The organism is Nonomuraea sp. NPDC059194, assembly GCF_042754765.1.
Classification (GTDB): Bacteria; Actinomycetota; Actinomycetes; order Streptosporangiales; family Streptosporangiaceae; genus Nonomuraea.
Genome location: NZ_JBHZBH010000002.1, coordinates 335,142 through 359,335, shown reverse-complemented (window position 1 = coordinate 359,335; position 24,194 = coordinate 335,142). Strand labels below are relative to the sequence as shown.

The 24,194-nt window shown below is 69.1% G+C and carries 24 protein-coding genes and 1 pseudogene; 10 read left to right on the top strand and 15 right to left on the bottom strand.

What is annotated here, in order from left to right:
* Nucleotides 1-61 precede the first annotated feature (61 nt).
* The 5 genes from ACFXJ8_RS04415 (at nucleotide 62) to ACFXJ8_RS04395 (ending at nucleotide 6,385) form a co-directional block, all read left to right on the top strand.
* Nucleotides 62-3,034: a bifunctional [glutamine synthetase] adenylyltransferase/[glutamine synthetase]-adenylyl-L-tyrosine phosphorylase gene (locus tag ACFXJ8_RS04415; protein WP_379642371.1), complete on the top strand. Its 2,973-nt coding sequence runs from the start codon at nucleotides 62-64 to the stop codon at nucleotides 3,032-3,034.
* Between the two features lie 51 nt (nucleotides 3,035-3,085).
* Nucleotides 3,086-4,132: a hypothetical protein gene (locus ACFXJ8_RS04410; RefSeq protein WP_379642370.1), complete on the top strand. Its 1,047-nt coding sequence runs from the start codon at nucleotides 3,086-3,088 to the stop codon at nucleotides 4,130-4,132.
* A 47-nt stretch (nucleotides 4,133-4,179) separates the two neighbouring features.
* A complete protein-coding gene (locus ACFXJ8_RS04405) occupies nucleotides 4,180-4,680 on the top strand; it encodes a hypothetical protein (RefSeq protein ID WP_379642369.1) in 501 nt (166 codons plus the stop codon).
* Nucleotides 4,681-4,944: 264 nt separating this feature from the next.
* A complete protein-coding gene (locus tag ACFXJ8_RS04400) occupies nucleotides 4,945-5,694 on the top strand; it encodes a GNAT family N-acetyltransferase (RefSeq protein WP_379642368.1) in 750 nt (249 codons plus the stop codon).
* Between the two features lie 268 nt (nucleotides 5,695-5,962).
* Nucleotides 5,963-6,385, top strand: a complete 423-nt coding sequence (locus ACFXJ8_RS04395; protein WP_379642367.1) for a hypothetical protein — start codon at nucleotides 5,963-5,965, stop codon at nucleotides 6,383-6,385.
* Between the two features lie 506 nt (nucleotides 6,386-6,891).
* On the opposite strand, the pseudogene ACFXJ8_RS04390 reads toward ACFXJ8_RS04395, so the two are convergent.
* The 10 genes and pseudogenes from ACFXJ8_RS04390 to ACFXJ8_RS04345 form a co-directional block, all read right to left on the bottom strand.
* Nucleotides 6,892-7,670: pseudogene (locus ACFXJ8_RS04390) on the bottom strand (IS30 family transposase); the annotation flags it as partial.
* 326 nt (nucleotides 7,671-7,996) lie between these two features.
* The gene (gene tgmC / locus ACFXJ8_RS04385) at nucleotides 7,997-9,127 is read right to left on the bottom strand and encodes an ATP-grasp peptide maturase system methyltransferase (RefSeq protein ID WP_379642366.1); all 1,131 of its coding nucleotides are present in this window, start codon (nucleotides 9,125-9,127) and stop codon (nucleotides 7,997-7,999) included.
* Nucleotides 9,124-10,071, bottom strand: a complete 948-nt coding sequence (gene tgmB / locus ACFXJ8_RS04380; protein WP_379642365.1) for an ATP-grasp ribosomal peptide maturase — start codon at nucleotides 10,069-10,071, stop codon at nucleotides 9,124-9,126. The genes tgmC and tgmB overlap by 4 nt, the downstream gene beginning before the upstream one ends.
* 26 nt (nucleotides 10,072-10,097) lie before the next feature.
* Nucleotides 10,098-10,316 carry a putative ATP-grasp-modified RiPP gene (locus ACFXJ8_RS04375; RefSeq protein ID WP_379642563.1) on the bottom strand — a complete coding sequence of 73 codons (219 nt, stop codon included), beginning with the start codon at nucleotides 10,314-10,316 and terminating at the stop codon, nucleotides 10,098-10,100.
* Between the two features lie 118 nt (nucleotides 10,317-10,434).
* On the bottom strand, nucleotides 10,435-11,052 hold the full coding sequence (locus ACFXJ8_RS04370; protein ID WP_379642364.1) for a hypothetical protein: 618 nt from the start codon (nucleotides 11,050-11,052) through the stop codon (nucleotides 10,435-10,437).
* The gene (locus ACFXJ8_RS04365; protein ID WP_379642363.1) at nucleotides 11,049-11,444 is read right to left on the bottom strand and encodes a hypothetical protein; all 396 of its coding nucleotides are present in this window, start codon (nucleotides 11,442-11,444) and stop codon (nucleotides 11,049-11,051) included. Before ACFXJ8_RS04365 ends, ACFXJ8_RS04370 begins: the two co-directional genes overlap by 4 nt.
* Nucleotides 11,445-11,504: 60 nt before the next feature.
* On the bottom strand, nucleotides 11,505-12,359 hold the full coding sequence (locus ACFXJ8_RS04360; RefSeq protein WP_379642362.1) for a helix-turn-helix domain-containing protein: 855 nt from the start codon (nucleotides 12,357-12,359) through the stop codon (nucleotides 11,505-11,507).
* Complete coding sequence (locus ACFXJ8_RS04355) at nucleotides 12,340-12,867, bottom strand: DUF6879 family protein (protein ID WP_379642361.1); 528 nt, start codon at nucleotides 12,865-12,867, stop codon at nucleotides 12,340-12,342. The genes ACFXJ8_RS04360 and ACFXJ8_RS04355 overlap by 20 nt, the downstream gene beginning before the upstream one ends.
* Nucleotides 12,864-13,067, bottom strand: a complete 204-nt coding sequence (locus tag ACFXJ8_RS04350; protein WP_379642360.1) for a hypothetical protein — start codon at nucleotides 13,065-13,067, stop codon at nucleotides 12,864-12,866. Before ACFXJ8_RS04350 ends, ACFXJ8_RS04355 begins: the two co-directional genes overlap by 4 nt.
* Nucleotides 13,068-13,222: 155 nt before the next feature.
* Nucleotides 13,223-13,540 carry a UTRA domain-containing protein gene (locus ACFXJ8_RS04345; protein WP_379642359.1) on the bottom strand — a complete coding sequence of 106 codons (318 nt, stop codon included), beginning with the start codon at nucleotides 13,538-13,540 and terminating at the stop codon, nucleotides 13,223-13,225.
* Nucleotides 13,541-13,577: 37 nt separating this feature from the next.
* On the opposite strand from ACFXJ8_RS04345, the gene ACFXJ8_RS04340 reads away from it, so the two are divergent.
* On the top strand, nucleotides 13,578-13,748 hold the full coding sequence (locus ACFXJ8_RS04340) for a hypothetical protein (protein ID WP_379642358.1): 171 nt from the start codon (nucleotides 13,578-13,580) through the stop codon (nucleotides 13,746-13,748).
* A 199-nt stretch (nucleotides 13,749-13,947) separates the two neighbouring features.
* On the opposite strand, the gene glnA is transcribed toward ACFXJ8_RS04340, so the two are convergent.
* Nucleotides 13,948-15,372 carry a type I glutamate--ammonia ligase gene (gene glnA, locus ACFXJ8_RS04335; protein ID WP_379642357.1) on the bottom strand — a complete coding sequence of 475 codons (1,425 nt, stop codon included), beginning with the start codon at nucleotides 15,370-15,372 and terminating at the stop codon, nucleotides 13,948-13,950.
* 95 nt (nucleotides 15,373-15,467) lie between these two features.
* Nucleotides 15,468-16,505, bottom strand: a complete 1,038-nt coding sequence (locus ACFXJ8_RS04330) for a hypothetical protein (protein WP_379642356.1) — start codon at nucleotides 16,503-16,505, stop codon at nucleotides 15,468-15,470.
* Between the two features lie 220 nt (nucleotides 16,506-16,725).
* Between ACFXJ8_RS04330 and ACFXJ8_RS04325 the strand changes: the two genes are divergently transcribed.
* Nucleotides 16,726-17,193 (top strand): RDD family protein, encoded by a 468-nt coding sequence (locus ACFXJ8_RS04325; protein WP_379642355.1) that lies wholly within the window; start codon nucleotides 16,726-16,728, stop codon nucleotides 17,191-17,193.
* Between the two features lie 10 nt (nucleotides 17,194-17,203).
* Here ACFXJ8_RS04325 and ACFXJ8_RS04320 read toward each other — a convergent pair whose 3' ends face one another.
* The 3 genes from ACFXJ8_RS04320 to ACFXJ8_RS04310 all read right to left on the bottom strand — a co-directional run bounded on the left by ACFXJ8_RS04320 (nucleotide 17,204) and on the right by ACFXJ8_RS04310 (nucleotide 21,807).
* A complete protein-coding gene (locus ACFXJ8_RS04320; protein ID WP_379642354.1) occupies nucleotides 17,204-17,965 on the bottom strand; it encodes a class I SAM-dependent methyltransferase in 762 nt (253 codons plus the stop codon).
* Nucleotides 17,965-18,645: a DUF4191 domain-containing protein gene (locus ACFXJ8_RS04315; RefSeq protein WP_379642353.1), complete on the bottom strand. Its 681-nt coding sequence runs from the start codon at nucleotides 18,643-18,645 to the stop codon at nucleotides 17,965-17,967. The genes ACFXJ8_RS04320 and ACFXJ8_RS04315 overlap by 1 nt, the downstream gene beginning before the upstream one ends.
* A gap of 507 nt (nucleotides 18,646-19,152) precedes the next feature.
* A complete protein-coding gene (locus ACFXJ8_RS04310; RefSeq protein WP_379642352.1) occupies nucleotides 19,153-21,807 on the bottom strand; it encodes an alpha/beta fold hydrolase in 2,655 nt (884 codons plus the stop codon).
* Between the two features lie 119 nt (nucleotides 21,808-21,926).
* Between ACFXJ8_RS04310 and ACFXJ8_RS04305 the strand changes: the two genes are divergently transcribed.
* From ACFXJ8_RS04305 to ACFXJ8_RS04295, 3 genes are all read left to right on the top strand, one after another.
* Nucleotides 21,927-22,601, top strand: a complete 675-nt coding sequence (locus tag ACFXJ8_RS04305) for a DUF998 domain-containing protein (RefSeq protein WP_379642351.1) — start codon at nucleotides 21,927-21,929, stop codon at nucleotides 22,599-22,601.
* A gap of 189 nt (nucleotides 22,602-22,790) precedes the next feature.
* Entirely contained in the window at nucleotides 22,791-23,573 is a 783-nt protein-coding gene (locus tag ACFXJ8_RS04300) for an alpha/beta fold hydrolase (RefSeq protein WP_379642350.1), read from the top strand.
* Nucleotides 23,570-24,121: a dihydrofolate reductase family protein gene (locus ACFXJ8_RS04295; protein ID WP_379642349.1), complete on the top strand. Its 552-nt coding sequence runs from the start codon at nucleotides 23,570-23,572 to the stop codon at nucleotides 24,119-24,121. The genes ACFXJ8_RS04300 and ACFXJ8_RS04295 overlap by 4 nt, the downstream gene beginning before the upstream one ends.
* Nucleotides 24,122-24,194: the final 73 nt, after the last annotated feature.

Here is a 24,194-nt window from a genome sequence, read left to right as displayed (position 1 = left end):
TCATTGCAACGCAACGGTGCGTTGCAGTTTTCACTATACGCGCACCTGACAAGATGAGAAGGTGCCGAGGATCGAGTCCACCGCCGCCCGCCTGGCCAAGCTCGGCTTCGCCGACCCGGCCCGCGCCGAACGCCTGGTCGCCGAGATCGACGCGGCATGGCTGCTCGACGCCTTCGCCGCCGTCGCCGACCCCGATCTGGCCCTGACGTCGCTGACCAGGCTGGCCGAGCGCGACCCCTCGGTGCTCGACGGACTGCGCTCGGACGAGGGGCTGCGCGCGCGCCTGCTGGGCGTGCTGGGGGTGAGCGCGGCGCTCGGAGAGCACGTGATCACCCATCCCGGCCACTGGCGGGCGCTGGCCGGTGACGATGCCCTCGCCAGACCGGGCGAGGGCGAACTACGCGCCACCCTCCTGCGCGCCGTCGCCGCCGACCCTGCCGACCCGGCACCCCGCGCGGGCAACCCAGGCCCGGCCGAGGCCGTGGGCAATCCAGGTCCGGTAGAGGCGCCAACCCATCCAGACCCGGCCGAGGCGCCTGCCGTACCACCGGAGGGGTTGAAAGCCGCCTACCGGCGGCGGCTCCTGCTGCTGGCCGCCCGCGACATCACCGGCGCCGCCTCCTTCGCCGAGGTCACCGCTGAACTGTCCGACCTGGCGGGTGCGGCGCTCGAAGCGGGCCTGGCCGTCGCGCGGGCCGAGGTCCCCGCCGACGACGTACGGCTGGCCGTCATCGGCATGGGCAAGTGCGGCGCCCGCGAGCTCAACTACATCAGCGACGTCGATGTGATCTTCGTGGCCGAGCCCGTCGAGGGCGCCGACGAGACCAAGGCCCTGCGCGCCGCCACCCGCCTGGCCCAGGCGATGATGCGCGCCTGCGCCGACCTGTGGGAGGTCGACGCGGGGCTGCGTCCCGAGGGCCGTTCGGGCCCGCTGGTGCGCACGCTGGCCAGCCACCTGGCCTACTACCAGCGCTGGGCCAAGACGTGGGAGTTCCAGGCGCTGCTCAAGGCCAGGCCCGTCGCAGGCGACGCGGCGCTCGGCGCGGCCTACGTCTCGGAGGTCGACGAGCTGGTCTGGGCCGCCGCGGCGAGGGACAACTTCGTCGAGGACGTCCAGGCGATGCGCCGCCGCGTCGAGGCGCACGCCCGTGACGACGGCGACCGCCAGCTCAAGCTCGGTCCCGGCGGGCTGCGCGACATCGAGTTCGCGGTGCAACTGCTGCAGCTCGTGCACGGGCGGCTCGACCCGATGCTGCGCCGCAGGGCCACGCTGCCCGCGCTGGCCGCCCTGTCGCGTGGCGGCTACGTCGGCAGGGACGACGCCAAGGGCCTGGCCGAGGCCTACACGTTCCTGCGCCAGGTCGAGCACCTGCTGCAGCTGCACCGGCTGCGCCGTACACACGTGGTGCCGTCGGGCACCGACGACCTGCGCAGGCTCGGCAGGGCGCTCAAGGCGGGCCCCGACCCCGCGGCCGAGTTCACCAAGCAGTGGAAGAAGCACGCGATGGAGGCGCGGCGGCTGCACGAGAAGCTGTTCTACCGGCCGCTCCTGCAGGCCGTGGCCAGGCTCCCGGAGACCGAGACGCGCCTGTCCGCGGCCGCGGCGACCGCCCGCCTGAAGGCGCTCGGCTACCACGACCCTTCGGGCGCGCTGCGCCACATCGCCGCGCTCACCACCGGCGTGTCCAGACGCGCGGCCATCCAGCGGACGCTGCTGCCCGTCATGCTGGGCTGGTTCGCCGACACCCCCGACCCCGACGCGGGCCTGCTCGGCTTCCGCCAGGTCAGCGACCAGCTCGGCACCACGCCGTGGTACCTGAGGCTGCTGCGCGACGAGACGGCGGTGGCCGCCCGCATGGCGCGCGTCCTGGGCGCCAGCCGCTACGCCACCGACCTGCTCACCCGCGCCCCCGAGGCCGTCGCCATGCTCGGCTCCGACGCCGAACTCGAGCCGAGACCGGTCGCGGCGCTGCTGGCCGAGGCGGGCGCGGCCGTGGCCAGGCAGGCGGGCGCCGAGGCCGCCGTCGGCTCCGTGCGGGCGCTGCGCCGCAGAGAGCTGTTCCGTACGGCGGTCGCCGACCTGTCCGGCCTGGCCGACATCGAACGCGTCGGTGTGGCCCTGTCGGAGCTGAACGACGTGACGATCCAGGCCGCGCTCGACGCCGCGCTCGCCAAGGTGCGCCTGGAGAACAGGGGAGAGCCGCCCGGCGCCTTCGCCGTCATCGCCATGGGCCGGCTGGGCGGCATGGAGTGCTCCTACGCCAGCGACGCCGACGTGATGTTCGTCTGCGAGCGCCCCGAGGCGGGCTTCGCCGTGGCCAACGAGCTGCGGCGGCTGCTGGCGCTGCCCGCGCCCGACCCGCCGCTGCTGATCGACCCCGACCTGCGCCCCGAGGGCAGGCAGGGCCCGCTGGTGCGCACGCTCGCCTCCTACCGTGCCTACTACGCCCGCTGGTCCTCGCCGTGGGAGTCGCAGGCGCTGCTGCGCGCCCGCTTCTGCGCGGGCGACGCCGAGCTCGGCAGGGCGTTCGTCGCCGTGATCGACGACCTGCGCTACCCGCGCGGCGGCCTCTCGCAGGAGGCGGTACGGGAGATCCGCAGGCTGAAGGCCCGCATGGAGGCCGAACGGCTGCCGCGCGGCGCCGATCCCGCCCTGCACACCAAGCTCGGCAGGGGAGGGCTGTCCGACGTGGAGTGGGTGGCCCAGCTGCTGCAGCTCCAGCACGCCGCCGCCGAGCCGGGCCTGCGCACCACCCGAACCCTTGAGGCGCTGCGCGCGGCCGTGTCCGCCGGGCTGCTCGACCAGGCCGACGCCGACGTGCTGGGCGAGGGCTGGCGGTTCGCCTCCCGCATCCGCGACGCGATCATGCTGGTGAAGGGCAGGGCGGGCGACATGGTGCCGACCGACACGCACGAGCGCCGCCTGATCGCCAGGACGCTCGGCTACCCGCCCGACGGCTCCGAGGACTTCGTCAACGACTACCGCAGGGTGACCCGCCGCGCCCGGCAGGTCGTGGAACGCATCTTCTACTGAGTCCGGCGAAAGCGTTGCGCCCGCCCCACCCGGCGTGTATCACAGCGTGGGGTGATCGCTTTGCTGTCTCTTTACGTCGATCTCGCGATCGGGCTCGTGCTGTGCTTCCTCCTGCTGTCCCTGGTGGTCAGCGGGCTGAACGAGGGCTTCGTCAGGCTGCTGTCGATCCGCAGCAAGTTCCTGTGGGCCTACCTCAGGGACACCATGGACGGCGCCGACGCCTCCGGCAGGGCGTGGCTGCCGAACAAGGTGGCCGACGTCTTCGCCAAGCTACCGTTCACGCACGACCCCAGGCCCGAGCACAACCAGCTGCCCGCGCCGCCCGAGGTCGCACCCGTGCCCGCCGAGGAGGGCGCCTCGAAGGAGGCCATGACCACGCTGTTCTACCAGCGGGTCCGCGAGATCGATCATCCCAAGGCCGGCCGTACCAGCATCGCCGACATCCCGCCCGAGCGGTTCGCTGTCGCGATGATGGAGATGGCCTCGGCAGAGCAGGACGGCGTCGAGGGGCTGCTGGCCAAGCTCAAGGGCATCGGCAGCCCGCTCCACGGCCACCTGCAGGGCCTGTGGGAGGGCGCCCAGCGCGACATGGACCGCTTCAGGCAGGGCGTCGAGACCTGGTTCGACGCCGAGATGCGGCGCCTGTCGATGCTCTACCGGCGTTACGTCAAGTGGGTCGTCAGCGTCGTCGGGATGGTGATCGTGCTGCTGCTCAGCGTCGACGGCCTCGAATACGCCAAGACGCTGCTGCGCGACAACGCCTACCGCTCGGCAGTGTCGGCGATCGCGGGCGGCGGCGCCGAGCGGATCGAGCCGCTGAAGCAGGAGTGCGACACGCCCGGCAACCCGTACCGGTGCGTCACGGAGACGCTCAGCTCGCCCGCCCTGGTCAAGGTGTTCGACCATGCGATCGTCAGCGTCGTCATCCCCGAGGAGGGCGACCCGTCCGTCTCGTGGAACGGCGGCGTCTGGTGGGAGCGGCTGACCACGCTCAGCCACTGGCCAGGCTTCCTGCTCACGTATCTCGCCCTGCTGTTCGGCGCGCCCTTCTGGTGGGACGTCTTCCGCCGCATCACGGGCCTGCGTTCCTCCAAGTAAGATCACCCCACTCCCCCCCACGTTCTCAGGGAGGAGTCCCCATGTGGATGATCGCCGGAATTGTCATGATGTCGAGCGTCCTGGCGCCGGTGCCCGACGTCTCGGGCCAGGAGCTGGTGCGGGCCATCGGGTCGCTCAGGGACGCGGGCTACGAGCGCGTCAAGACCACTGACGTCAGCGGGCGCGGACGCGTCGTGGTCCTGCGCCGCTCATGGAAGGTGTGCGCCCAGCGGCCCGCCGCCGGAGCCGCCCCCGTGCGGGAGCGGGTGGAACTGGCGGTGGTGAAGGTGGGCGAGAGCTGCCCCGTCGGCGCGCCCGAGCAGGTCAGGCCCGGGCTCATGCCGAACCTGCAAGGCAAGAGCGTCCGCGTCGCCCGCCGGTCGCTGCCCGGCCGTACCACGGTACGGATCAACGACGCCACGGGACGCAACCGCATCGTCTTCTGGGACACCGCCTGGCGCGTCTGCACCCAGACCCCGGCCGCCGCCGCGCGGCTGGAGGGTCCGGTGTCGCTCGGCGTGGTCAAGTACGGCGAGTCCTGCCCCTGAGCCGCCGCGCCCGCCTCACCGGCCCTTCGGTACGGCGAGGCGGGCGCCTTGGTGTTCGTGCGTCAGGCGAGCGCGCCGCGCGCGGACGCCAGTTCGCCGAGGGAGTCGGCCAGCTGGGGCTGGGGCCTCTGGAGGGGCTTCTGGCAGGGCCCATCGCTGCGTCCGAGGGCGGGTGATCTTTCCGCGAGCTCCAAAACGCGGTTGTCCAGGGGAGGCGCCGAACCCTAGGTTGTGGTGTTTCGTCGTTCGCGGAGAGGAACTCACGTGCTGGGCGCTGATGTGCATGCCTACCTCAGGTCGATGGCCGGGACCCGGGCGCACCGGGCAGGGCCGTTTCTGATCAGGTTCGACGAGCATGACGACGCGCCGCCGTTCAACTACGCCATTCCCGACGACGACGCCGCGCCCACGGCCGACGAGATCGTCGCACTGGTCGCGGCGTTCCGCGAACGGGCCAGGACACCCCGCCTCGAGTACGTGCCGCAGGCGGCGCCGAAGGTGGAGGACGCATTGCTCGCGGCCGGGTTCGCCCAGGAAGGCCGCTACCCGCTCCTGGTGTGCCCGCCGGGCGAGTCGATCGACGCGCCCGTGGACGCCGCCATCCTGGTCGAGCTCGTGACCGACGACTCCGGCCTCTGGCACGTCGCCCGAGTGATGAACGAAGCGTTCGAGGCCCCGGAGGCCACCGAGCACGACGTCGCGCGGCTGCGCCGGATCCTCGACGGCGGCGGACTCGTGGCCGCCGCCGTGGACACCACAACGAACGACGTTGTCGGCGCCGGGCAGATCGGCATCCCGCACCAGGGGGTCGCCGAGGTCGCGGGCATCGCCGTACGGGCCTCGCACCGGCGAAGGGGCATCGCGGGAGCGGTAACGGCGCTGCTGACCCGAGCGGGGGCGGACGTCCAGATCGCCAAGCCGTTCCTCACCCCGGCCGACGACAAGGCCGCGCGCGTCTACGCCCGTGTCGGCTACCGGAAGGTGGGCGAGGCCCTGTTCATCTCGCTCCGGTAGAGGGCGAGGTGGCCCAGCCTGTCACGGCGAGCCGGTGAGGCCGGAAAAGCTGTGTGGCCGGAAAGAGGAATCGCCCCGCCACCACACCTGACAACCAGCGGTAGCCGCCGCTGTCGGGTCTCCGTTGATCTGGCCATTTCTCGGGTGATGTGGCCAAACGGATGGCCAGTCTCAAATGTGCGAACCGTCACATTGAGCACGACTCGTGGGTAGCGGCCGTTAGCCAGTGGTAATCATGATCAAACCAATGGCAATCGAAAGGATATTCGTGCGCACACGTAAGCTGGCGACCCTCCTGGCTGGCGCGGCCCTGGCTGCCTCTACCACGCTGGTGGTGGGCGCCGCCCCGGCCAGCGCCGCCGGCCCCTGCGGCAGCAGCTACTCCCGGGTTGGCGTCTACCCCATCTCTAGAGGAGACGGGACCCGCACGGGCACGCTGGAGGTGTACTACAGCTCCAGCGCCGGAAAGAACTGCGCCCTGACCTACGGCTACGGCCCCTACGCCAACACCAGGAGCTGGAAGCGAGTCACGATCTCAAGAGGCGACGGCAGCGGGGAACACACCAATGCCGGGCAGTTCACGTACTACGCCGGCCCGGTGTACGTCTCGGCGCCCGGCCAGTGTATTGACGTTGCCGGAACGGTACCGGACTGGGTGACCCGCGAGCTCAACAACGTGCACTGCGGCTGACCCCCGACATGACGAAGACCCGTCGCGCGATGGTCGCGGCGGGCCTTCCTGCTGCTACGGACCTACAACTGGGGCTGCTCGGCTGGGGCTGCTCGGCGGCGTCGGCGGCCTCCTGGAGGACCGACTGCACCGCCCCGGCGGTACGCCGCTCCCCGGAAAAGGCCATTTCAGGTGAGACAGACGCCCACCGCGCGCATTCTCCGTTGAACACGCGAGAGCACCCCGCTCCTCCTTCGGGGGCGAATTCTAGGAGTCGTCGCAACACGGTGATCATTTGCTGGCGGCTGTCAGCATAGCGAGGTGGTCACCGCTGGTCCTTCTGAGGCGGTCGGTTCGCCCCGGAAAGAATGGCCGCCATGCCTGCCACTCGGTCTCCCCGCCGGGTAGCTACCGCGGGGCGACGCGCGATCTTCCTCCACCCTTGGCGCCAGGCTCGGGCATTCCGTCCGGGTGACGCGCATCCAGTGCGCGAGGAGGTCCGAATCAGCTTCGAGCAGCGCGGCTCAGAAGTAGACGGGCATGTCGGCGGCGACGGAGAACTCGTGGTGGCGGCCCATCTCGCTGCCCTGATCCCACGTCAGGGAGCGCCGGAGATGCGCCGGCAGCGTCGCGATAGTGTCCAGCAGGGCATCGCTCATGTTGATCGCACTGTGGTCGAGCGGCAGGTGGACGAGCATGACGTAGCGGGTGGTGCGCTCGACCAGGGTCCCGATGGCGGACAACTGGTTTTTGCCGATGATGAGGTCGCCTTCCCAATGTCCGGGAACGGCGCGGTCGTCGGCCTCGGCGGGCCGCTCGCTGATCATGACCATGGGTGCGCTGTAGCGGGGCTGGCGCTGCTGGGCCTGTCGGCGCGGCTTGCGCATCGCGCGACCGGTGCGCAGCGCCTTAGTCAGCTCGCGGCGCAGTTCGCCGCGGCCTTGGACGTAGAGGGCCTGGTAGATGGTCTCGTGGCACACGTGCATCTCCGGCCGCTCGGGGAAGGTCCTGCGTAGGCTCTGGACGATCTGCTCTGGGCTCCAGCGCTTGTGCAGGTGCTCCTGGATGTAGGCCCGTAACTCCGGGGTCTGCCCGATCTTGCTGGGCTTGGGCGGGGCCGGCGCGCGTCGGCTCGGGCCTGGGCCGCGTGCGGCCGGTACTGGCCGTTGGCAGGGTGTCGATTACGGCGGATCTCCCGGCTGATGGTCGAGGGCGTACGGCCCAGCTCGCGCGCGATCTCACGGATCGAAACCTTCTCCCGCACCCGGTCCGCGATATGGATGCGTTCGTCTTCCCGCAGGTAGCGGGACACGCCAGAAGGGGGCCCCGCCGGTCGTCTGACCGGCGGGGCCCCCTTCTTCTTTGCCTTATTGGGTGCCGAGCCATTCCGCCACCGCTTCCCGGTGCGGTAGTTGATCCCGACGATCCGGCACGCTTCCATGCTGCTGAAGCCTTGATCCATAAGGCGGAAGTATGCCTCTCGCTCACGGGTCAGCTTCTTGCGGCCCTGTGGCGTTCGGATCGTGCGGATCTCGAACTCTTCCATCGCACTCCCCAGGCTGGGGTGTTGCGACGACCGCTAGAACGGAAGGGGAGGGACGGGGCGCTTTTTTCGTGTCTTCGGCACGATTGTCAGGCAGGCAGGTCCCAGGATGGGCCGCCCGGTTCGCCCAGCCAGATGTGTTGGCGCTCCGGGGTGACCGTGAGCCCGAACGCTGACTGGTGCGGTGATCCGGCGTCCTGCCAGAGCAGGATGGCGTCCTCGACCGCGTCCCACAGGCGCAGCGGGCCATGCTGGTGGACTATCCACCCGCCGCCGGGGGCTGGCTTGGTGTCGGCCCGCGACCCGGTGCTGACGTCCAACAGGATCGTCGTGTCGCCGACCGATGCCCGCTGGGCGGCTGGCGCGGCGAGCTGGGCGACGAATAGCGCGGCTTCGTCATCCAGGACTGCCGGATCGATCCTGGACTCGCGGGCGTCGCCGATCCCCGTCTTGACCGGTGGCCGGGGCGGCGGCATGTGGGTTCGGGCGCGCATGAAGTACAGGTCGTCCGGCAGGAAGCGTCCGCTCGCCTCCTCGTTGTCGGTGAGGGTGAGGTGCGCGAACGCGACCCCACCCATCCAGCCCCACATGGGTGTGGTGATGGTTCCTCCGGCGCGTACCTGCCCCATCCAGGCTGGGGGGATGGTCCGTACTGAGCAGGTACCGATCAGCCGGTCGTAGCCGGCGTTGTCGTCGTAGCCGTGAAGGCCGTCACCCACTACAAGGGTCGGCGTGTATCCGGCCTCGGTGATCGCCTTCCTCGCGCGCTTGGCCACGGCCGGGTCGTACTCGATCGAGATGACCGAACTTTCGCCGAGGCGGTGGCACATCAGCGCCGTGGAGTAGCCGGTGCCGGTCCCGATCTCCAGCGCCCTGTCGCCCTCGGCTATCTGGGCGGCCTCCAGCATCCGCACGACCAGGCTCGGGGTCGTCGATGAGGAGCTGGGTGCGCCCGTCACCGCGCCGTTCGCCTCTTCGGCCAGGACGCCATCGACCTGGGTCACCCATGTCTCGTCCGTGTAGACCAGGCCCAGCCAGTCCATTTCGTCCATCTCGGCGCGGCGAGAGGCTGTCCACAGGTCGCCGCGGGCCGCGTCGCGCAGCAGGACGGCGTCGCCGACGAACAGCTCGCGGGGCACTGCCTCCAGCGCCGCGTGCCAGCCTGCGGATCCTACGGTGTCCGCCAGGGCGTGGCGGAGCTTTGCGGCTGTGTCGCTCACGACCACCATCCTTTCAAGATCACATCAGCGAGGGCGTGTGCCATCGCGTCGGAGTCAGGCAGCCAGGCCCATTGGCCGTTGGGGTTGCACTCGATGAAAGTCCATTGCTCGTCGGCGTTGAGCGCGAAGTCGAACGCGCCGAACACCAGCCCGAAGTGGTCCAGGTAGGCGTGCAGCGCACGTCTGATCGGCTCGGGCACGTTGATGGGCTCGTGGGCCAGCTTCTCCCAGCCGCCGCTGCGCCAGTCGAGCGCACCGTCAGGAGTGGTGATCCTACTGGCGAACACGCGCTGCCCGATCACTGTCACCCGCGCGTCGGCGACTTTGGGCACCTCCTGCTGGAACAGGTGGGCGGTCACTGACACCGAGTCGTCCAGGTCCTGCGGGGCGATCCGCTGCGTCCATATCGCGACGTGGCCATCTGGAGTGGATGGGGCGCCTCGGAATGACTTGTAGACGATCGGCCCGTGCTCGGCGGCGAACTTCTGCGCCTGTTCAAGGTCGTTGGTGATCAGGGTCAGCGGGATGGTCAGCCCGAGCTGGGTGGCCGCTTGGAGTTGGGCCGGTTTGTAGTCAGCGGAGTTGATCGCCGCAGGGTGGTTGACGTACGTCGCGCCGTGCAGGGTGCGCAGGATGCCGCCGAGTCCGTGCTGTGCTTCAGCGGTGGCGAAGGCGCTTTGCTGGGCGGGCAGGTGGGCGAATCGGGTCGAGTACGGGTTGGGGCGGCGGTAGTACACCGCCCCAACCTCTGCGAGTGCGATGTCGCGACTCGCCGTACGTAGCCGGCCCGCCCACTCCTTGCGGTCATCGCCGATGAAGGCGCTGAACGTCAGCTCGGCGCCGATATCGGCCGGATCGGTTCGGACGACCTGCACCTGGCGCTCGTGCAGCGCCTCGATCACCAGGTTGGCGGTGACGTCCTCTTCCGAGGTGATGACCAGCACGGTCTGTGGTGTGGGCTGCACGGGACTTACGAGTCGGTGGTGGAGTCGTCGGCGACGTTCGCGCTGCCGCCTGAGCCGTCGCTGCCGCCGCCCTTGGACGTGGTGACGGTGACCTTGTTGCCCATGTCCACGATCTCGCCGTCCGCGTCGCGGAACGTCGTGATCTGGGTCTCCGGGTCGAGGTGGACCGTGGTGTACAGCTGCGGAGAATCCGGAAGTGGATCGGTCACCCGGCTGAGCCCCAGGGGGCAACTGCTGTTGCTGCGGTCATGCTGTCCTTCTCTCTGCCGTTGTTGCTGCGGTTGAGTGGTGGTGCAGGGTGCCCTCGCCTGAGGAGGACTCCAGACAGGGGCACTTGGGCTCTTACAGGGACTTCATGCCGTGCAGCTCGACCACCTGGGCCACGGCCAGCGCGTACGCGTGGTAGCGGACGGCATCCCAGGCGACGAAAACGTTGTGCTTGGCGAGGATGGGCCGGTCGCATATGCCGTGGTCGTACAGGTCCGACAGGACGCCCGCGCTCGTGGTCGAGGCCACCGTGTAGAAGGTGAAGTCGTCGCGCAACATCGGGCACTGCTCCATGGCCTTGGGGATGCAGGACAAGCAGGACGGCGGCGCGTTGGTGCGTCCACTGTCCGGGCCGGTGCGCTCGAACACGGTCTTGGTCAGCGCCCACGGGATTCGGCCGGTCTCCCGGTCCGTCGCCGGCCCGCCGCACACCTGGCACAGCAGCCTGTCCATACAGCGCCATTGCCTGGCGGTGTTGAGCTTGCGCATCCGCTCGGGGCCGCGTCGGTCTGGCCTGTTCCTCCAATCACGGACGCGAGCGCGCAGGATGCCGTTCACCCAGTCACCGCGGCGGGGCTTGCCGTAGGTGAGGCGGTATTCGTGGGCGTGCCACTCGAAGTAGATCGGGTCCGCCACCAGCTCGTTGGCGTACGCGATCGTGTACGGCACGATGGTGTAGCCGCCCTCGGTCATGGCCGGTCGCCTGTCCGGAACGGGAGCTCCGGGTCGCGGCGCGGCCACCCGGCGGACACCCGCAGGATCACGCCCGCGATGACGGCGCGCTCCTCGGTGTCAGCCGTCTCCGTGTCGCCGGTGCGGTTGTGGGTGATGCGCATCAGTCCGTCATCAGTGCGTTCGACCGTGCAGTGAGGGATCTCCGGGAGACTCCATCCGGCAGGCGCCACCGCGGGGGTGCGGTCGCTGTGGTGGTCGGCGATCCGGGTGCCGTCCGGCTGCTCCTCGACGCTCCGAAACCCAGGGATTTCGGCCTGCCCACGCCGCGTCACGTCAGTGCCGGCAGGCCTGCTCGTGGCGCCCGTGCGGGCGGGTGATGGTGTGGAGGGCGTGGACCCGTGACTGTCCATATCTGGGAACGTAGGTAAGCCGCCGCGCGCAGGCCAGAATGTTGCGGAATGTTGCGACAATCAGTGGGCGCTAAGCTCCTCAATGACGGCCAGGACGAGGGTCCGCGCCGCGCGCCCGCTGAGCGCGACGCTAGCCAGATGCTCGAACATGCGGTCGTAGAGCTCGATCTCGCGGGGCCGGGTGACCTCAAGACTGGCGGTGGGGGTCTCCAAGGTCGCCAACTCATCGTCGTAGATCCAGAAGCCCGCCGAGGCAACGCAGGGCCGCTCGATCATCATGGGGATGATGCGCACCGATACGTGCGGGTGCGACATGACCGTCAGCAGTCGTTCCAGCTGCTCTCGCTGGACGACGGCCGAGCCGAACCAGGTCCGCAGCGCCTGCTCCTCCAGAAGTACGTCAAAGCGCTTGCCTGGCGCGTGGATGACTCGCTGGCGGTCCATGCGAGCCTCGACAGCCTCGTCGAGGTCGTTCGGCGCGTCGAGGAACCCGAACCAGAAAGTGAGCATGGAGCGCGCGTAGTCAGCCGTCTGGAACAGGCCCGGGATCACGTTGTGCTCATAGATGCGGAAGCGTCTGGTCCGCTCGTACAGCGGGACGGGCGCCTGCATGAGTCTCTTCATGCCCGCTCGCGTTTGCCGCCGCAACTCCTGGTACATGGACTGGATGGCGCGCACGGTCGCGATAAGGTCGGGAATCTGGTCCTCCGCGCCGCAGATCCGGCACCAGACGCGGATCTCCTCCTCCGTCGCGGTCTTGGCGCCGTGCTCCATGCGGCTGACCTTGGTGTAATGCCACCCCGCCTGCGCGGCGAGCGCGCGGCCCGTCAAGGCCGCATCCGCTCGGAGTTCACGCAGGCGGGCCCCCAGCTCTTCGGCGACCTGCTGGGCGGGGCTACTGGGGCGAGTAGTCACGGTGGGGGATGGCCAGCTTCCAGACGTCCGCGAAGGCGTCTTCGCAGGCAGCGATGTCCTTGGGATCGGTGGAGCTGACCATCTCCCGGGACAGGCCGTTGCCCGCGTAGGTGAGGAAGACGGCCAGGCGGCTGTCGAACACATAGAAGTCGTTGCCGGGCAGCATAACCACGTTGCCCGGCTCAGTGAGGCGTTGGCGCGGAACCCACCGGATGTCCTCGCCGGCGTCGACCATGGGTTGGGCGATGCTGTGGGACCACCGCTGATAGTCGCTCAGCGGTTCCGACACGATCCGGACCCGGCGCACTGATCGACCGGCGGCGACGTGCTCGCGCAGGGTGGCGCACCAGCCTTGCAGCCACTCCAGACCATCCAGCTCTCCAGCCGCCCACTTGGCCATGTAAGGCAGCTCGACCTCCGTTCCGTACGCGTCGCGAGTCTCCAGGTGGATGGCGTCGTGACGGAAGTCGGTCAGCAGCTTCTCGAACTCCTCGCTTGAGACGATCATGCGCCGTCCTGGAAGAACGGAATCATCCTGTCGGGGATCTCGACGACGGTCTCTCCGTCGGGGATGCGCATTTCCTGTAGGGCCTCGGGGTCGGTGACGACCCAGCCCTGCACCATCCATGTGCCCCGGTCGGTGCGGTAGAGAGTCGGCGACCCGGTCGGGTTGCTTTCGGGGTCCTTGGCCACGAGCGTGAGGCGCATGATCGCTCTCCTATCGAGTTGCGGATTGTTGCGCGCCTCGATCGTCTGGTTTGACGCGAGAGGCGTCAAGGGGGATGGCGAATCGGCTAATCAATCCGTTGGGAGCCGGGCCGTGTTCTCCGAAGCTGATCCCAGGATCTCCCAGAGTTGGAAGTTCAGGGCGAAGTGAGTGGCAGCCGCTGGTCGGTGATGTGGACCCGCTGCGGGTTGACGAGGCGGCTCAGCAGGTGGAGGGGCTGGCCGGTGTCGTCGTAGGTGATACGGGTGATGTCGAGCAGGGGACTGCCGCGGCTGACCTTGAGCTTCGACGCTTCCTTCGGGCCAGCGGGGCGGATCCGGGTGCGCAGGCCTTGGGCGACTTCCTGGGTCGCGGACTCGACACGTCCCGTCTGCGGCTTCAGGTGGCCTGTGCTTCCGGCTCGGCGGCAGGCAGCCGCCCACGCGGTAGCCTCGTCGCGCCGCTCGATGGCCATGGGGATCTCGATGATGACGGCCGGACCTTAGACGATCATGCCGCGGCGCTGCCACGGCTGCCCCTTCACCGGGCTGGCCGGTCCCTGCGTCGAGCGGACGCGGTTCCAGCCGTACGACCCGATCGGCGTCATCGGCGGCACCGACCACAAGCTGCGCCGCCGGCTCGGCATCGGCGCTGAGTTCGGCTACGACGAGGTGGCGGCGTAAAAGGACTCCTCGCGCCCAGCCCCGAACGTGAGCGCGCCCGGCTCGAAGCGGAGCAGCTCCGCATCGAGCCGGACAAGCTTCGCGACTTCTGTTCCGGCTGACGTTGCTCAGCAACGACAAACAACGACAACTAACGACAAGGTGCTCCCAGCTCAGCGCCCATTCTCGAGAAGATCACCAAGGCTGGGAAACCGTGCCGTCACACGTCGTAGTACATCTCAAACTCGTGCGGGTGCGGCCTCAGCCTGATCGGGTCGACCTCGTTCTCCCGCTTGTAGGTGATCCACGTCTCGATCAGGTCGGGCGTGAAAACGCCGCCCTCGAGCAGGTAGTCGTGGTCGGCCTCGAGCGCGTCGAGCACCTCCGACAGCGAGCCCGGCACCTGCGGAACCATCCGCGCCTCCTCGGGGGGAAGCTCGTACAGGTCCTTGTCGACCGGCTCCGGCGGCTCGATCTTGTTGCGGATGCCGTCGATGCCCGCCATCAGCATCGCCGCGAACGCGAAGTACGGGTTGCACGAAGGGTCGGGCACCCGGAACTCGATGCGCTTGGCCTTCGGGTTGGACCCGGTGATCGGGATGCGCACGCAGGCCGAGCGGTTGCGCTGGGAGTAGACCAGGTTGACGGGCGCCTCGTAGCCGGGCACGAGCCGGTGGTAGGAGTTGACCGTCGGGTTGGTGAAGGCCAGCAGCGAGGGCGCGTGCTTGAGCAGGCCGCCGATGTAGTAGCGGGCGGTGTCGGACAGGCCCGCGTAGCCGACCTCGTCGTAGAAGAGCGGCGAGCCGTCCTTCCACAGCGACTGGTGGCAGTGCATGCCCGAGCCGTTGTCACCGAAGATCGGCTTGGGCATGAAGGTGACCGTGTGGCCGTACTCCAGCGCCGTGCTCTTGATGACGTACTTGTAGAGCATCAGGTTGTCGGCCGTCTTGAGCAGCGTGCCGAACCTGAAGTCGATCTCCGCCTGGCCCGCGGTGCCGACCTCGTGGTGCTGCATCTCGACGTCGATGCCGCACTCGATGAGGTTGCGGACCATCTCCGAACGCAGGTCGGTGAAGTGGTCCATCGGCGGAACAGGGAAGTAGCCGCCCTTGTAGCGGGGCTTGTAGCCGAGGTTGCCACCCTCGGTGGCCTTGCCGGTGTTCCAGGCGCCCTCGATGGAGTCGATGTAGTAATAGCCGGCGTTCGCGCTCGTCTCGAAGCGCACGTCGTCGAAGATGTAGAACTCGGCCTCGGGCCCGAAGTAGGCCGTGTCGGCGATGCCGGTGCCCTTGAGGTACTCCTCGGCCTTGCGCGCGACGTTGCGCGGGTCGCGGCTGTAGGCCTCACCGGTCAGCGGGTCGTGCACGAAGAAGTTGATGTTGAGCGTCTTGTGCTGACGGAACGGGTCGAGCACCGCGCTGGAGGGGTCGGGCAGCAGGAGCATGTCCGACTCGTGGATGGCCTGGAAGCCGCGGATAGACGAGCCGTCGAACATGAGGCCGTCGGAGAAAACGTTGGCGCCGAAGTTCTCTACGGGAAAGGTGAAATGGTGCGTCGTCCCGGGCAGGTCGGTGAACCTGACATCGACGAACTGCACCCCTTCGTCCCTGATGAACTTCAGGACGTCGTCGGCGGAGTTGAACACTCTCGAACCTCCCGGGGCATGGGCTGTCAGGCCGACCCTAGGGGTCGGCCGTTTCCAGGTCGTGTCCCGATTGTTTCGCATGTGTTAAGGGGCCGTCAGGTCGGCTGGGAGTCCGTGCACTCGGCTTCGGCCCTCTTCCTGCCTGACTGCTCGCTTAGGTCGTAGGGGTCGGACGGGCCGCCGGACTCCCTGGGCGTGGTGTCGGGCGGCGAGTCGGCGTAGAAGGCGTGGATGAAGCCGTCGTTCACGTCGCAGCGCGCGGGGGTCGCCCCGTCCTGGTAGACACGCGACCACACGACATCGCGCCGGAGCAGGACCTCGCCCTTCGCATGGACGACCAGCCGCATGGCCGTGTCCGGCGCGCCGGGCCGCTGGATGGCGTAGACGAACAACTGGTTGACCTTGACGGTCACGCCGTCGGGGTCGTCGGCGAGCGTGATCCGTCCGGTGGTCTTGATCACGTCGGTGACCAGCTCGGCGGTCCCCGGCGCGAAGCTGGCCAGCATGTCGCGGCTGTGGTGACCATTCTTGGTGCGCACGTCGAGGTTCGCGCGGAACTCGGCGCGCTGCGCGGGGTCGAGAGCGGCGATGTACGCCTCGGGCCTGCCGCCCATGAGCGTCGCACGGTCGAGGAAGGCGGCGGCGAGGAGGGCCTTGGCCTGCTGGAGTCCTTTGGCGATCGCCTTCTTCGACAGCCCACCCATGGCCCTGGCCTGCGGCAGGACGATGCCCGCCGCGCCCTCGGCGTACCGCTCCGCGGGGGAGCCGTCGAAGGGGCCGACGTTTCCGGACGCCACGGGGGCTGGCCTGGTCTCGCCGGGGGTGGGCTCGGTCTCCTCGGTGGTGGGCTCGGTCTCCGCCAAGACAGGGCTGGTCTCCTCGGCGGCAGGTGATGCCTGCCGTACGGCGGGCGAGATCCCCGACAGCAGGTCGGGCCTGGTCGTCACGACCGCGCCCGCCACCACCACGACGGCGACCACGGCCCACACCGCAGGCCACCGGCGCCGCCGCGCACGGGCCCGGCGCGGCCCGCGCACCCCCTTGGTGGCAGCGGTCCGCATCCTGCGCTGTTCGCCCGCGTCGATCTGCGCGACGAGCGCGTTGAAGCGCTCGTCGAGATCGTCCCCGTCCATCCCCTGACTCCCCGTCCCTACGATCCGGCCTTGCGATCCGGCCTTGCGATCCGGCCTTGCGATCCGGCCGTGAAAACCGGCCCTGTCACCCGCCCCTGTACCAGGGGCAGGTGAAAGGTGCGCAGCCATGATGCTGGCGGGATGACCTTGGACTGAAGCGCGTTTGGATCACGATGTACGGCTGTCAGGACCGGCCACCCCTGCGGATACCGTTGATGGCATGAGCAGCAAGGAGCAGCAGCCCCGCTGGACCCAGACCTGGCTGGGCGGGGTGAGGTCCGCGGGCGTCGATCTCGGGTACCCAGGTGAGCGCCTCGGCCTGCCCGAGGAGGGCAGCGGCTCGGTCGCCAGGTACGGGCGCAGGATCGGCGCGCTGGTCATCGACTGGCTGATCTGTACGTGGGCGATCGCGCAGGCGCTGTTCAGGGTCAATCCCGCCGAGTCGCCGTGGGTGCCGGTGGCGATCTTCGCCGTGCAGTACCTGCTGCTCGTCGGGTTCCTCGGGCAGACGTTCGGGCATCGCCTGCTGGGCATCAGGGTCGCCGCGATGGACGGCGGGCGGCCCAGGTGGTTCCCCGTGCTGGTCCGCACGATCCTGCTGTGCCTGGCCGTACCAGCCGTGATCTTCGACAGGGACCAGCGCGGCGTGCACGACCGCGTGTCCAACACCGTGGTCGTCCGGATGTGACGCGCGCGGGCTACGCGCGGCAGCTGAAGATCGCCGTGCCGGGGAAGTGGCGGCCCCTGAGCGGGCTCCACCCGCCCCACACCCGGTCGTGGCCCGGCGGCCATTCGGGCTCCAGCAGCGAGGTCAACGTGAGCCCGCTCGCCGCGATCAGGCCGACCCAGTCGCCCATGGTCCTGTGGTGCTCGACGTAGGTGGGCGTGCCGTCGTCGTCGGCCTCGACGTACGGCGTGCGGTCGAAGTAGGAGCGGTCGGAGGTGAGCCCGCGCTCGCCCGGATCGTCGGGAAAGGCCCACCTGATCGGGTGGCTCACCGAGAACACGAACCGGCCGCCCCGCCTGAGCACCCGCTTGACCTCGGTGAAGACGCTCAGCGGCGCGGCCACGAACGGTAGTGCCCCGAAGGCCGAGCACGCCACATCGAAGGTGTCGTCGCCGAACGGCAGGCTCTCGGCGTCGGCCTGGAGCACCGGCACCCGCAGGCCCGTCTCCAGGTCGATCCGCTGGGAGTGGCGCAGTTGCCGGTGGGAGATGTCGAAGGCCGCCACGCGCGCGCCGCGCGTGGCGAGCCAGCGTGAGCACTGGGCGGCACCGCAGCCGATCTCCAGCACGTCCTTGCCCTCGACCGGGCCGAGCAGCCCCGCCTCGGCCTCGTCGACGCCCTCGGGGCACCAGACGAAGCCGGAGTCGCGCAGGAACTCGCCGTGCTCCACCTGGTAGTCGTCGGCGTTGCCGTCCCACCAGAAGCGGTTGGCCCGCGACGAAGGCGACAGCACTAGCGCATCTTCGGGCCGCGCGGCATGCGGGCGCCCTTGGGCATGGGGCCCTTGGGCATCGGCAGGTTCTTCGGCAGCGAGCGCAGCCGGTCCTTCACCTGGTTGACCGCGGGCTTCTTGAGGTTGCGGGGGAGCTTCATCAGGTGCCGCTGCAGCTTGCCGAGCGGGATCTGCCCCTCGCCGTCACCGCACTGGATGTCGTAGACGGGCACGTCCATGACGACGCGCTGCAGCCGCTTCTTCTCGCCCACGAGCATCTTCTGCACGCGGTTGCCAGGGCCCTCGGAGACCAGGACGATGCCCGGGTAGCCGACGACCAGGTGCACGAGGTCCTGGTCGCGGTTGGCGGCGATCGCCGGGGTCACCTCCCAGTTGCCGCGCATGCCCTGCAGTACGGCAGCGGCCGCGCCGGTCTGGCCGTCGAGCATGCGGTACTGGGCCCGCTGCGCGAGCTGGCCGAACACGACCAGGCCCACGGTGAACGCGAGCATGAGGCCGATGAAGATGGAATACCAGAAGAATCCCGTGACCAGGCCGATCACGATGACCACCGCCAGCGTGGCGACCGCCGAAAGAAAGACGATCGGCATCCCCTTGGGGTTGGCCTGCTGGATGATCTTCGCGATCATGCGGAGCTGCTTGATGCGCCCCGGCTTCTCTGGGTCTACGGGCTTCGCCATGTTGTGAAGGATACAAACACCCCCCGCCGGAGATGAAAACGTGACCCACCGAGTCGTACAAGGGGATCGGTTTCACCTCCGGGTAGCGGCGGCTCTGCCCGTCGAAGGGGTCCCAGTAGCAATGGAGCAACCCACCTCTGACCTGGGGTTATTTGGGTTGAGGGGACGCCTGACGATCTCTGCTACTACGGTTCGTACTGGTTTCTACCGGTCTCGGGCGTGGGCGGCCTGGTCGGCGACCGCCCACGTAGGTCCTTCGCAGACCAAGTGGCTGGACCCATGCCCCTGTCGGTCGGCGAGTCGGTTGGCTGTGGCGAAGACTGCGATGTCGGGCTGGTAGCCGTCGGAGGTGTCCACGGTGAGGGTAGGCAGGCCGAGGGAGATCGGGACGAACGATTCGATCGGGCTGCTGCCTGCCGCGATGGCGTTGAGCAGGTCGGTGTCGGCGTGTGCGGCGCGGTGGGCGTCATGGCCGGCGCGTCGGGCGATCCGGTCGTGAGCGGGGTCTCAGAGGAGGAACTGCTCCAGCAGTGGCGCCAGGACGTCGGGTGCCATGTCGTGTGGTGCGTCCACGCTGTGGCGCCGTCCGTGAGCCAGCAGGTCGGTGACCGTTTGTGCGGCGTCCCGTCGCCAGGCGGCACTGTGCGTGCCGTCGATGACCAAGGTGGGGACGGTGATGGTGGCGGCCCAGTGCACGGGCAGGGAGAAGTCGCCCATCACAGCCATGTCATAGGCCAGGGTGTGGGCCATGGCTTCGAGGCTTCGCCACTGGGGAGCCGAGCGCATCGCGGCGATGACCTCGGCCGGCGTCTCCACAGCGGTGGTCAGGAAGAGTTCGACCGCGTCGCCTCGGCGATCTGCCCGCACGAGCTTGTCGAGCTGTGCGCTGAAGTCCAGGGGCATGGCTGTGCGGGTGCCGTCGAGGATGAAGGGCGGCTCGATCAACACCAGTCCGGTGATCGGCACGCCGCGCGCAGCCGAGTCGGCGACAAGGACGGCGCCTGAGGAGACGCCGAGGGCGAACGCGGCCTCACCGGCCTGGCCGAGGACGGCTGTCAGGTCCTCGATCTCCCGGACGACCGTGTACGGCTTGGTGTCCCCGCTCCCGCCGCGGCCGCGGCGATCATAGGTGATCACGGTGAACCGCGGAGCTAGCCGTACGGCCAGCGAGGTGAAGTCCGTCCGCTCGTTCAGTGCGCCGCCGACCAGGATGAGTGGCGGGCCTTGGCCCCATCGCTCGACGGCAATAATCGTGCCGTCTGCCGAGATGGTGGTGGCCTTCGCGCCGCCATGCCCCCCGCCATCCGGGGTGCCCGTCGCCGGGCGCGGCTCACGGTAGAGGTCGCTGGCCTGGATGAGCAGGCCGCCGTGCCCGAAAAGCCGTGGCTCGTTACGGTCTGTCAGCTCCTCGTAATAGGCGACGTACTGCCTGCGGGTCTCCTCGAACTCGCCCGAGTCGCGCAGGCGGTCCAGGCAGAAGGCCCGTACGGTTTCCAGAAGCCGGTACCGCGAGCCGGTCGTCCCGGTCAGCGGCGAAACCAGGGAACGATCGACGAGGCGGATGAGCAGGTCGGCGACGTCACCGGGGCAGATCGCCTCCGCCGCCTGCAGGCTCCACGCGTCGGGGTGGATGGCCAATCGGCGCAGCACGGTCCGTTCTGGCTCGGTGAGCAGGTCCCAGCTCCATTCGATCATGGCCTGCAACGTCCGCTGCCGGTCCGGCGCGCCGCGACGGCCGGTGGCGAGCACCCGGAAACGATCGTCGAGACGCGTGGCGAGATCGTGGATCTCCAGGGCGCGGACGCGGGTCGCCGCCAGTTCGAGCGCGAGGGGCAGGCCGTCGAGTCTGCGGCAGATCTCCACCACGGCCGGGGTGTTGGCGGGAGTGAGCTGGAAGTCGGGCTTGGCGGCGGTGGCCCTGGCCACGAACAGCTGGATGGCGCTGGATCGCGCCACGGCGCCGGAGTCGGTGGCCGAGGACGGCAGGCCGAGCGGCGGGACCGGCCACACCTGCTCGCCGAGGATGCCAAGGGGTTCGCGGCTGGTGGCCAGGATCCGCAGATGCGGAGCGGTCCGCAGCAGCTTGTCGGCCACTGCGGCGACCTGCTCTACCACGTGCTCGCAGTTGTCCAGGACCAGCACGCGCTCCCCGTCGGGCTGGGTGAGGTTCCGGATCGCCTGGAGGAGGTCCTGCTCACCGGCGGAGGCGTCGAGGGCGGCCAGCTCCACCAGCCAGGCGTCGTCCAGATCCCGGGCGACCTCCAGGGCCAGGCTGGTCTTGCCCACGCCTCCCGGCCCGGTGAGCGTCACGAGCCTGCCGCTGCGCAGGCGGGCCCGAACACGTTCCACTGCCGTGGCCCGGCCGATCAACTCGGTCATGGCGGCGGGCAGATTCGTCTGAGCAGACGCTTCGGCCGGTACTGCGGCCAGCGCGGGATCCTGGCTGAGAATCTCCTGGTGGAGCCTGACGAGGTCGGCGGCGGGGTCCAGGCCCAGCTCGTCGGCTAGGCGGGTGCGGAGGTCATGGTAGGTGTCCAGCGCCTGGCTGTGCCGTCCTGACCGGTACAACACGCGCATGTAGACCGCGCGCAGGCGCTGCCGTAACGGATGTCCGGCTACGACCTCGGCGAGCTCGGCTGACAGCAGGTGGTGCTCACCCATCTCCAGGCGGGCCTCGGCGTGCTCCTCGATGACGACCATCCGTTCCTCTTCGAGCCGGTCGATGGCCGCGCGAGCGAAGGGCGCCTCGGATACGTCGGCGAAGGCCGGGCCCCGCCACAGCGCCAGCGCGTCGGCGAGAAGCGACCTGCGGGTACGTGGCTCGGCGACTGTCCGCGCACGCTGGGCCAGCCCCCGGAACCGGCCTACATCCACCGCGTCGGCGGCTACTCGCAGCACGTAGCCCGGCGGCTGAGTCACCACCAGGTCCCGGCTTCCCGGCTCCGCCTCCTCCAGCGCCCGCCGTAACTGGGAGACGCGGGTCTGCAGGGTGCTGGTGGGATTGACCGGAAGATCATCGCCCCACAGATCGTCGATCAGGGCGCTGATCGACACCGGGCGGCCCTCTCCCAGGAGAAGGTCGGCCAGCAGGGCGCGGACCTTCGTGTCGGGAACCCGAACCAGTGCACCGTCATCTGTCCAGACGGCAAGCGGACCAAGCACGCCGAATCGCATGCCTCAGGCTAAGTGGTTCAAGGTCACCGGAAGTAGTTCTGAAGCTGTTCTGAAGCCTCCGCCGACAAGCTGTGGATATCAGCAAGAGGGACGGAAGGAACCCCGAGATGACCGCCATCGCAGCCGCCCGCCGTACCGACTGTTCGCCTCAGGCCCGGATCACCAAGTCCCTGCTGGGCTGGGGGGTGGTCGCAGGTCCGCTGTATGTGGTCGTGACCGCCGTGCAGGCACTGACCCGCGACGGGTTCGACCTCACCCGGCACCCGGCCAGCCTGCTGGCCAACGGCGGCCTCGGCTGGGTCCAGATCGCCAACCTCATCCTGGCAGGCCTGATGACCGTCGCCGCCGCGGTCGGAATGCGGCGGGCACTGCGGGCGGGCAGTGGCCGCGTCTGGGGGCCGCGGCTGGTCGCCCTGTACGGCGCGGGCCTGATCTCCGGCGGGATCTTCCGCGCCGACCCGGCTCTCGGCTTCCCGGTCGGAACGCCCGACGGGCCCGGGCCGGTCAGCTGGCACGGTCTGCTGCACTTCGTCGGCGGCGGGATCGGCTTCCTCGGGTTGATCGGCGCCTGCCTGGTGTTCGCCCGCGCCTACGCCGCCCTCGGCCGCCGTGGATGGGCGATCTACAGCGGGGCTACCGGGATCGTCTTCTTCGCCGCCTTCGCCGGGATCGCTTCCGGCCCCGGGAACGCCGTCATCAACCTCGCCTTCACCGCCGCTGTGGTGCTCGGCTGGGCCTGGATCTGCGCCACCTCCGCCCACCTGATGCGACAGGCGGCCTAGGTCAAATCGAGGGCGCCAAGACCGAGGCCACCCGCCAGCGGCGCATCGACAAATCCGTCTCCACGCTGGCCGCCGGGAACATCCGCTAACCGGCCCAGTCACACCCGCTTGGCCCCCCTGGCTCCGAAGAGTTCCAGCTCGTCGCACGTCAATCGTCCAGCACTGCCAAACGAATCGGAAGAGATCATCATGACCTTCGTCACCTCCCAGGACGGCACTCGCATCGCCTACGACAGCATCGGTTCGGGCCCGGCGGTCATCGTGATCGGCGGAGGGCCGGTCGATCGGACAGCCGAGTCGCCGCTGGCCGCACTGCTGGCCGAACACTTCACCGTCTACAGCTACGACCGGCGCGGCCGCGGTGAGACGGTAGACACCGCTCCGTACTCGGTCGACCGCGAGTTCGACGACCTCCAGGCCCTGATCACCGAGGCCGGCGGGTCCGCGATGGTCTACGGCACCTCCGGCGGCGGAATGATCGCGATCCAGGCCGCCGCCCGCGGCCTGCCCATCACCAAGCTGGCCCTATGGGAGGTCCCTTACATCCTGCCCGGTACCCGCGAGCCCGTCCCCGCCGACTATCGCGACCAGCAATACGCCCTGCGCGCAGAAGGCCGCTTCGGCGACATGATGGAACTATTCATGGTCAAGGCCGTGCTCATGCCCGCCGAGTTCGTCGAAGGCATGAAGGCCGCTCCGTTCTGGGAGGCGATGGCGGCCGGGGCGAGCTGCCTGGCCTACGACGCCGACGTCGCCGCAGACTTCGCCCTGCCCTCCGAGGTGCTGAAGTCAATCACCATCCCTACCGTCGTCATAGACGGCGCGACGACCCCCTGGATCACCGCCGCGGCCGAGGCGATCGCCGATGCCCTGTCCGACGCCCACCGCACCACGCTTCACGGCCAACCCCACGACGTCGACGCGGCGGCCATCGCCCCCGCCGTCGCCGAGTTCTTCGGGGCGAACCGATGAGGAAGATCGTCGCGCAGTTGTTCGTGTCCGTCGACGGTGTCATGCAAGCGCCTGAGGACTGGCACTTCCCCTACTACGACGAGCGGATGGCCGAAGTGGTCGCCGAGCAGTTCCACCAGTCCGACATCCTGCTTCTGGGCCGGACCACCTACCAGGTGTTCGCCGGCTCCTGGCCCGAACACGGCAGCGAAGTGCCGCTCGCGGACCGGATCAACACGATGCCCAAACTGGTCGCCTCCACCACCCTGAACACCGTGGCATGGCAGAACAGCACCCTGATCAGCGGCACCGTCGCCGACGAGCTCACCAAGCTCAAGCAGCAGCCCGGCCGCAACATCACCATCGCCGGCAGCCCCACCCTGGTGCGCTCACTGCTGCATGACGACGTCCTGGACGAACTCCAACTGCTGGTTCACCCGGTGGTTCTCGGCCACGGCCGGCGCCTTTTCGAGGAGGACGACTTGAACAAGTCACTACGCCTGGCCGGCTCTGAGGTCTTCAGGACCGGCGTCGTCCACCTGACCTATCAGCCGGCGGTTCCCCAGTAGAGGACACCCTCGTAGCCGGTATCCCGCAACGGGATACCGGCTACGACAAGGTCGGCCACTATGACGAGGCGAC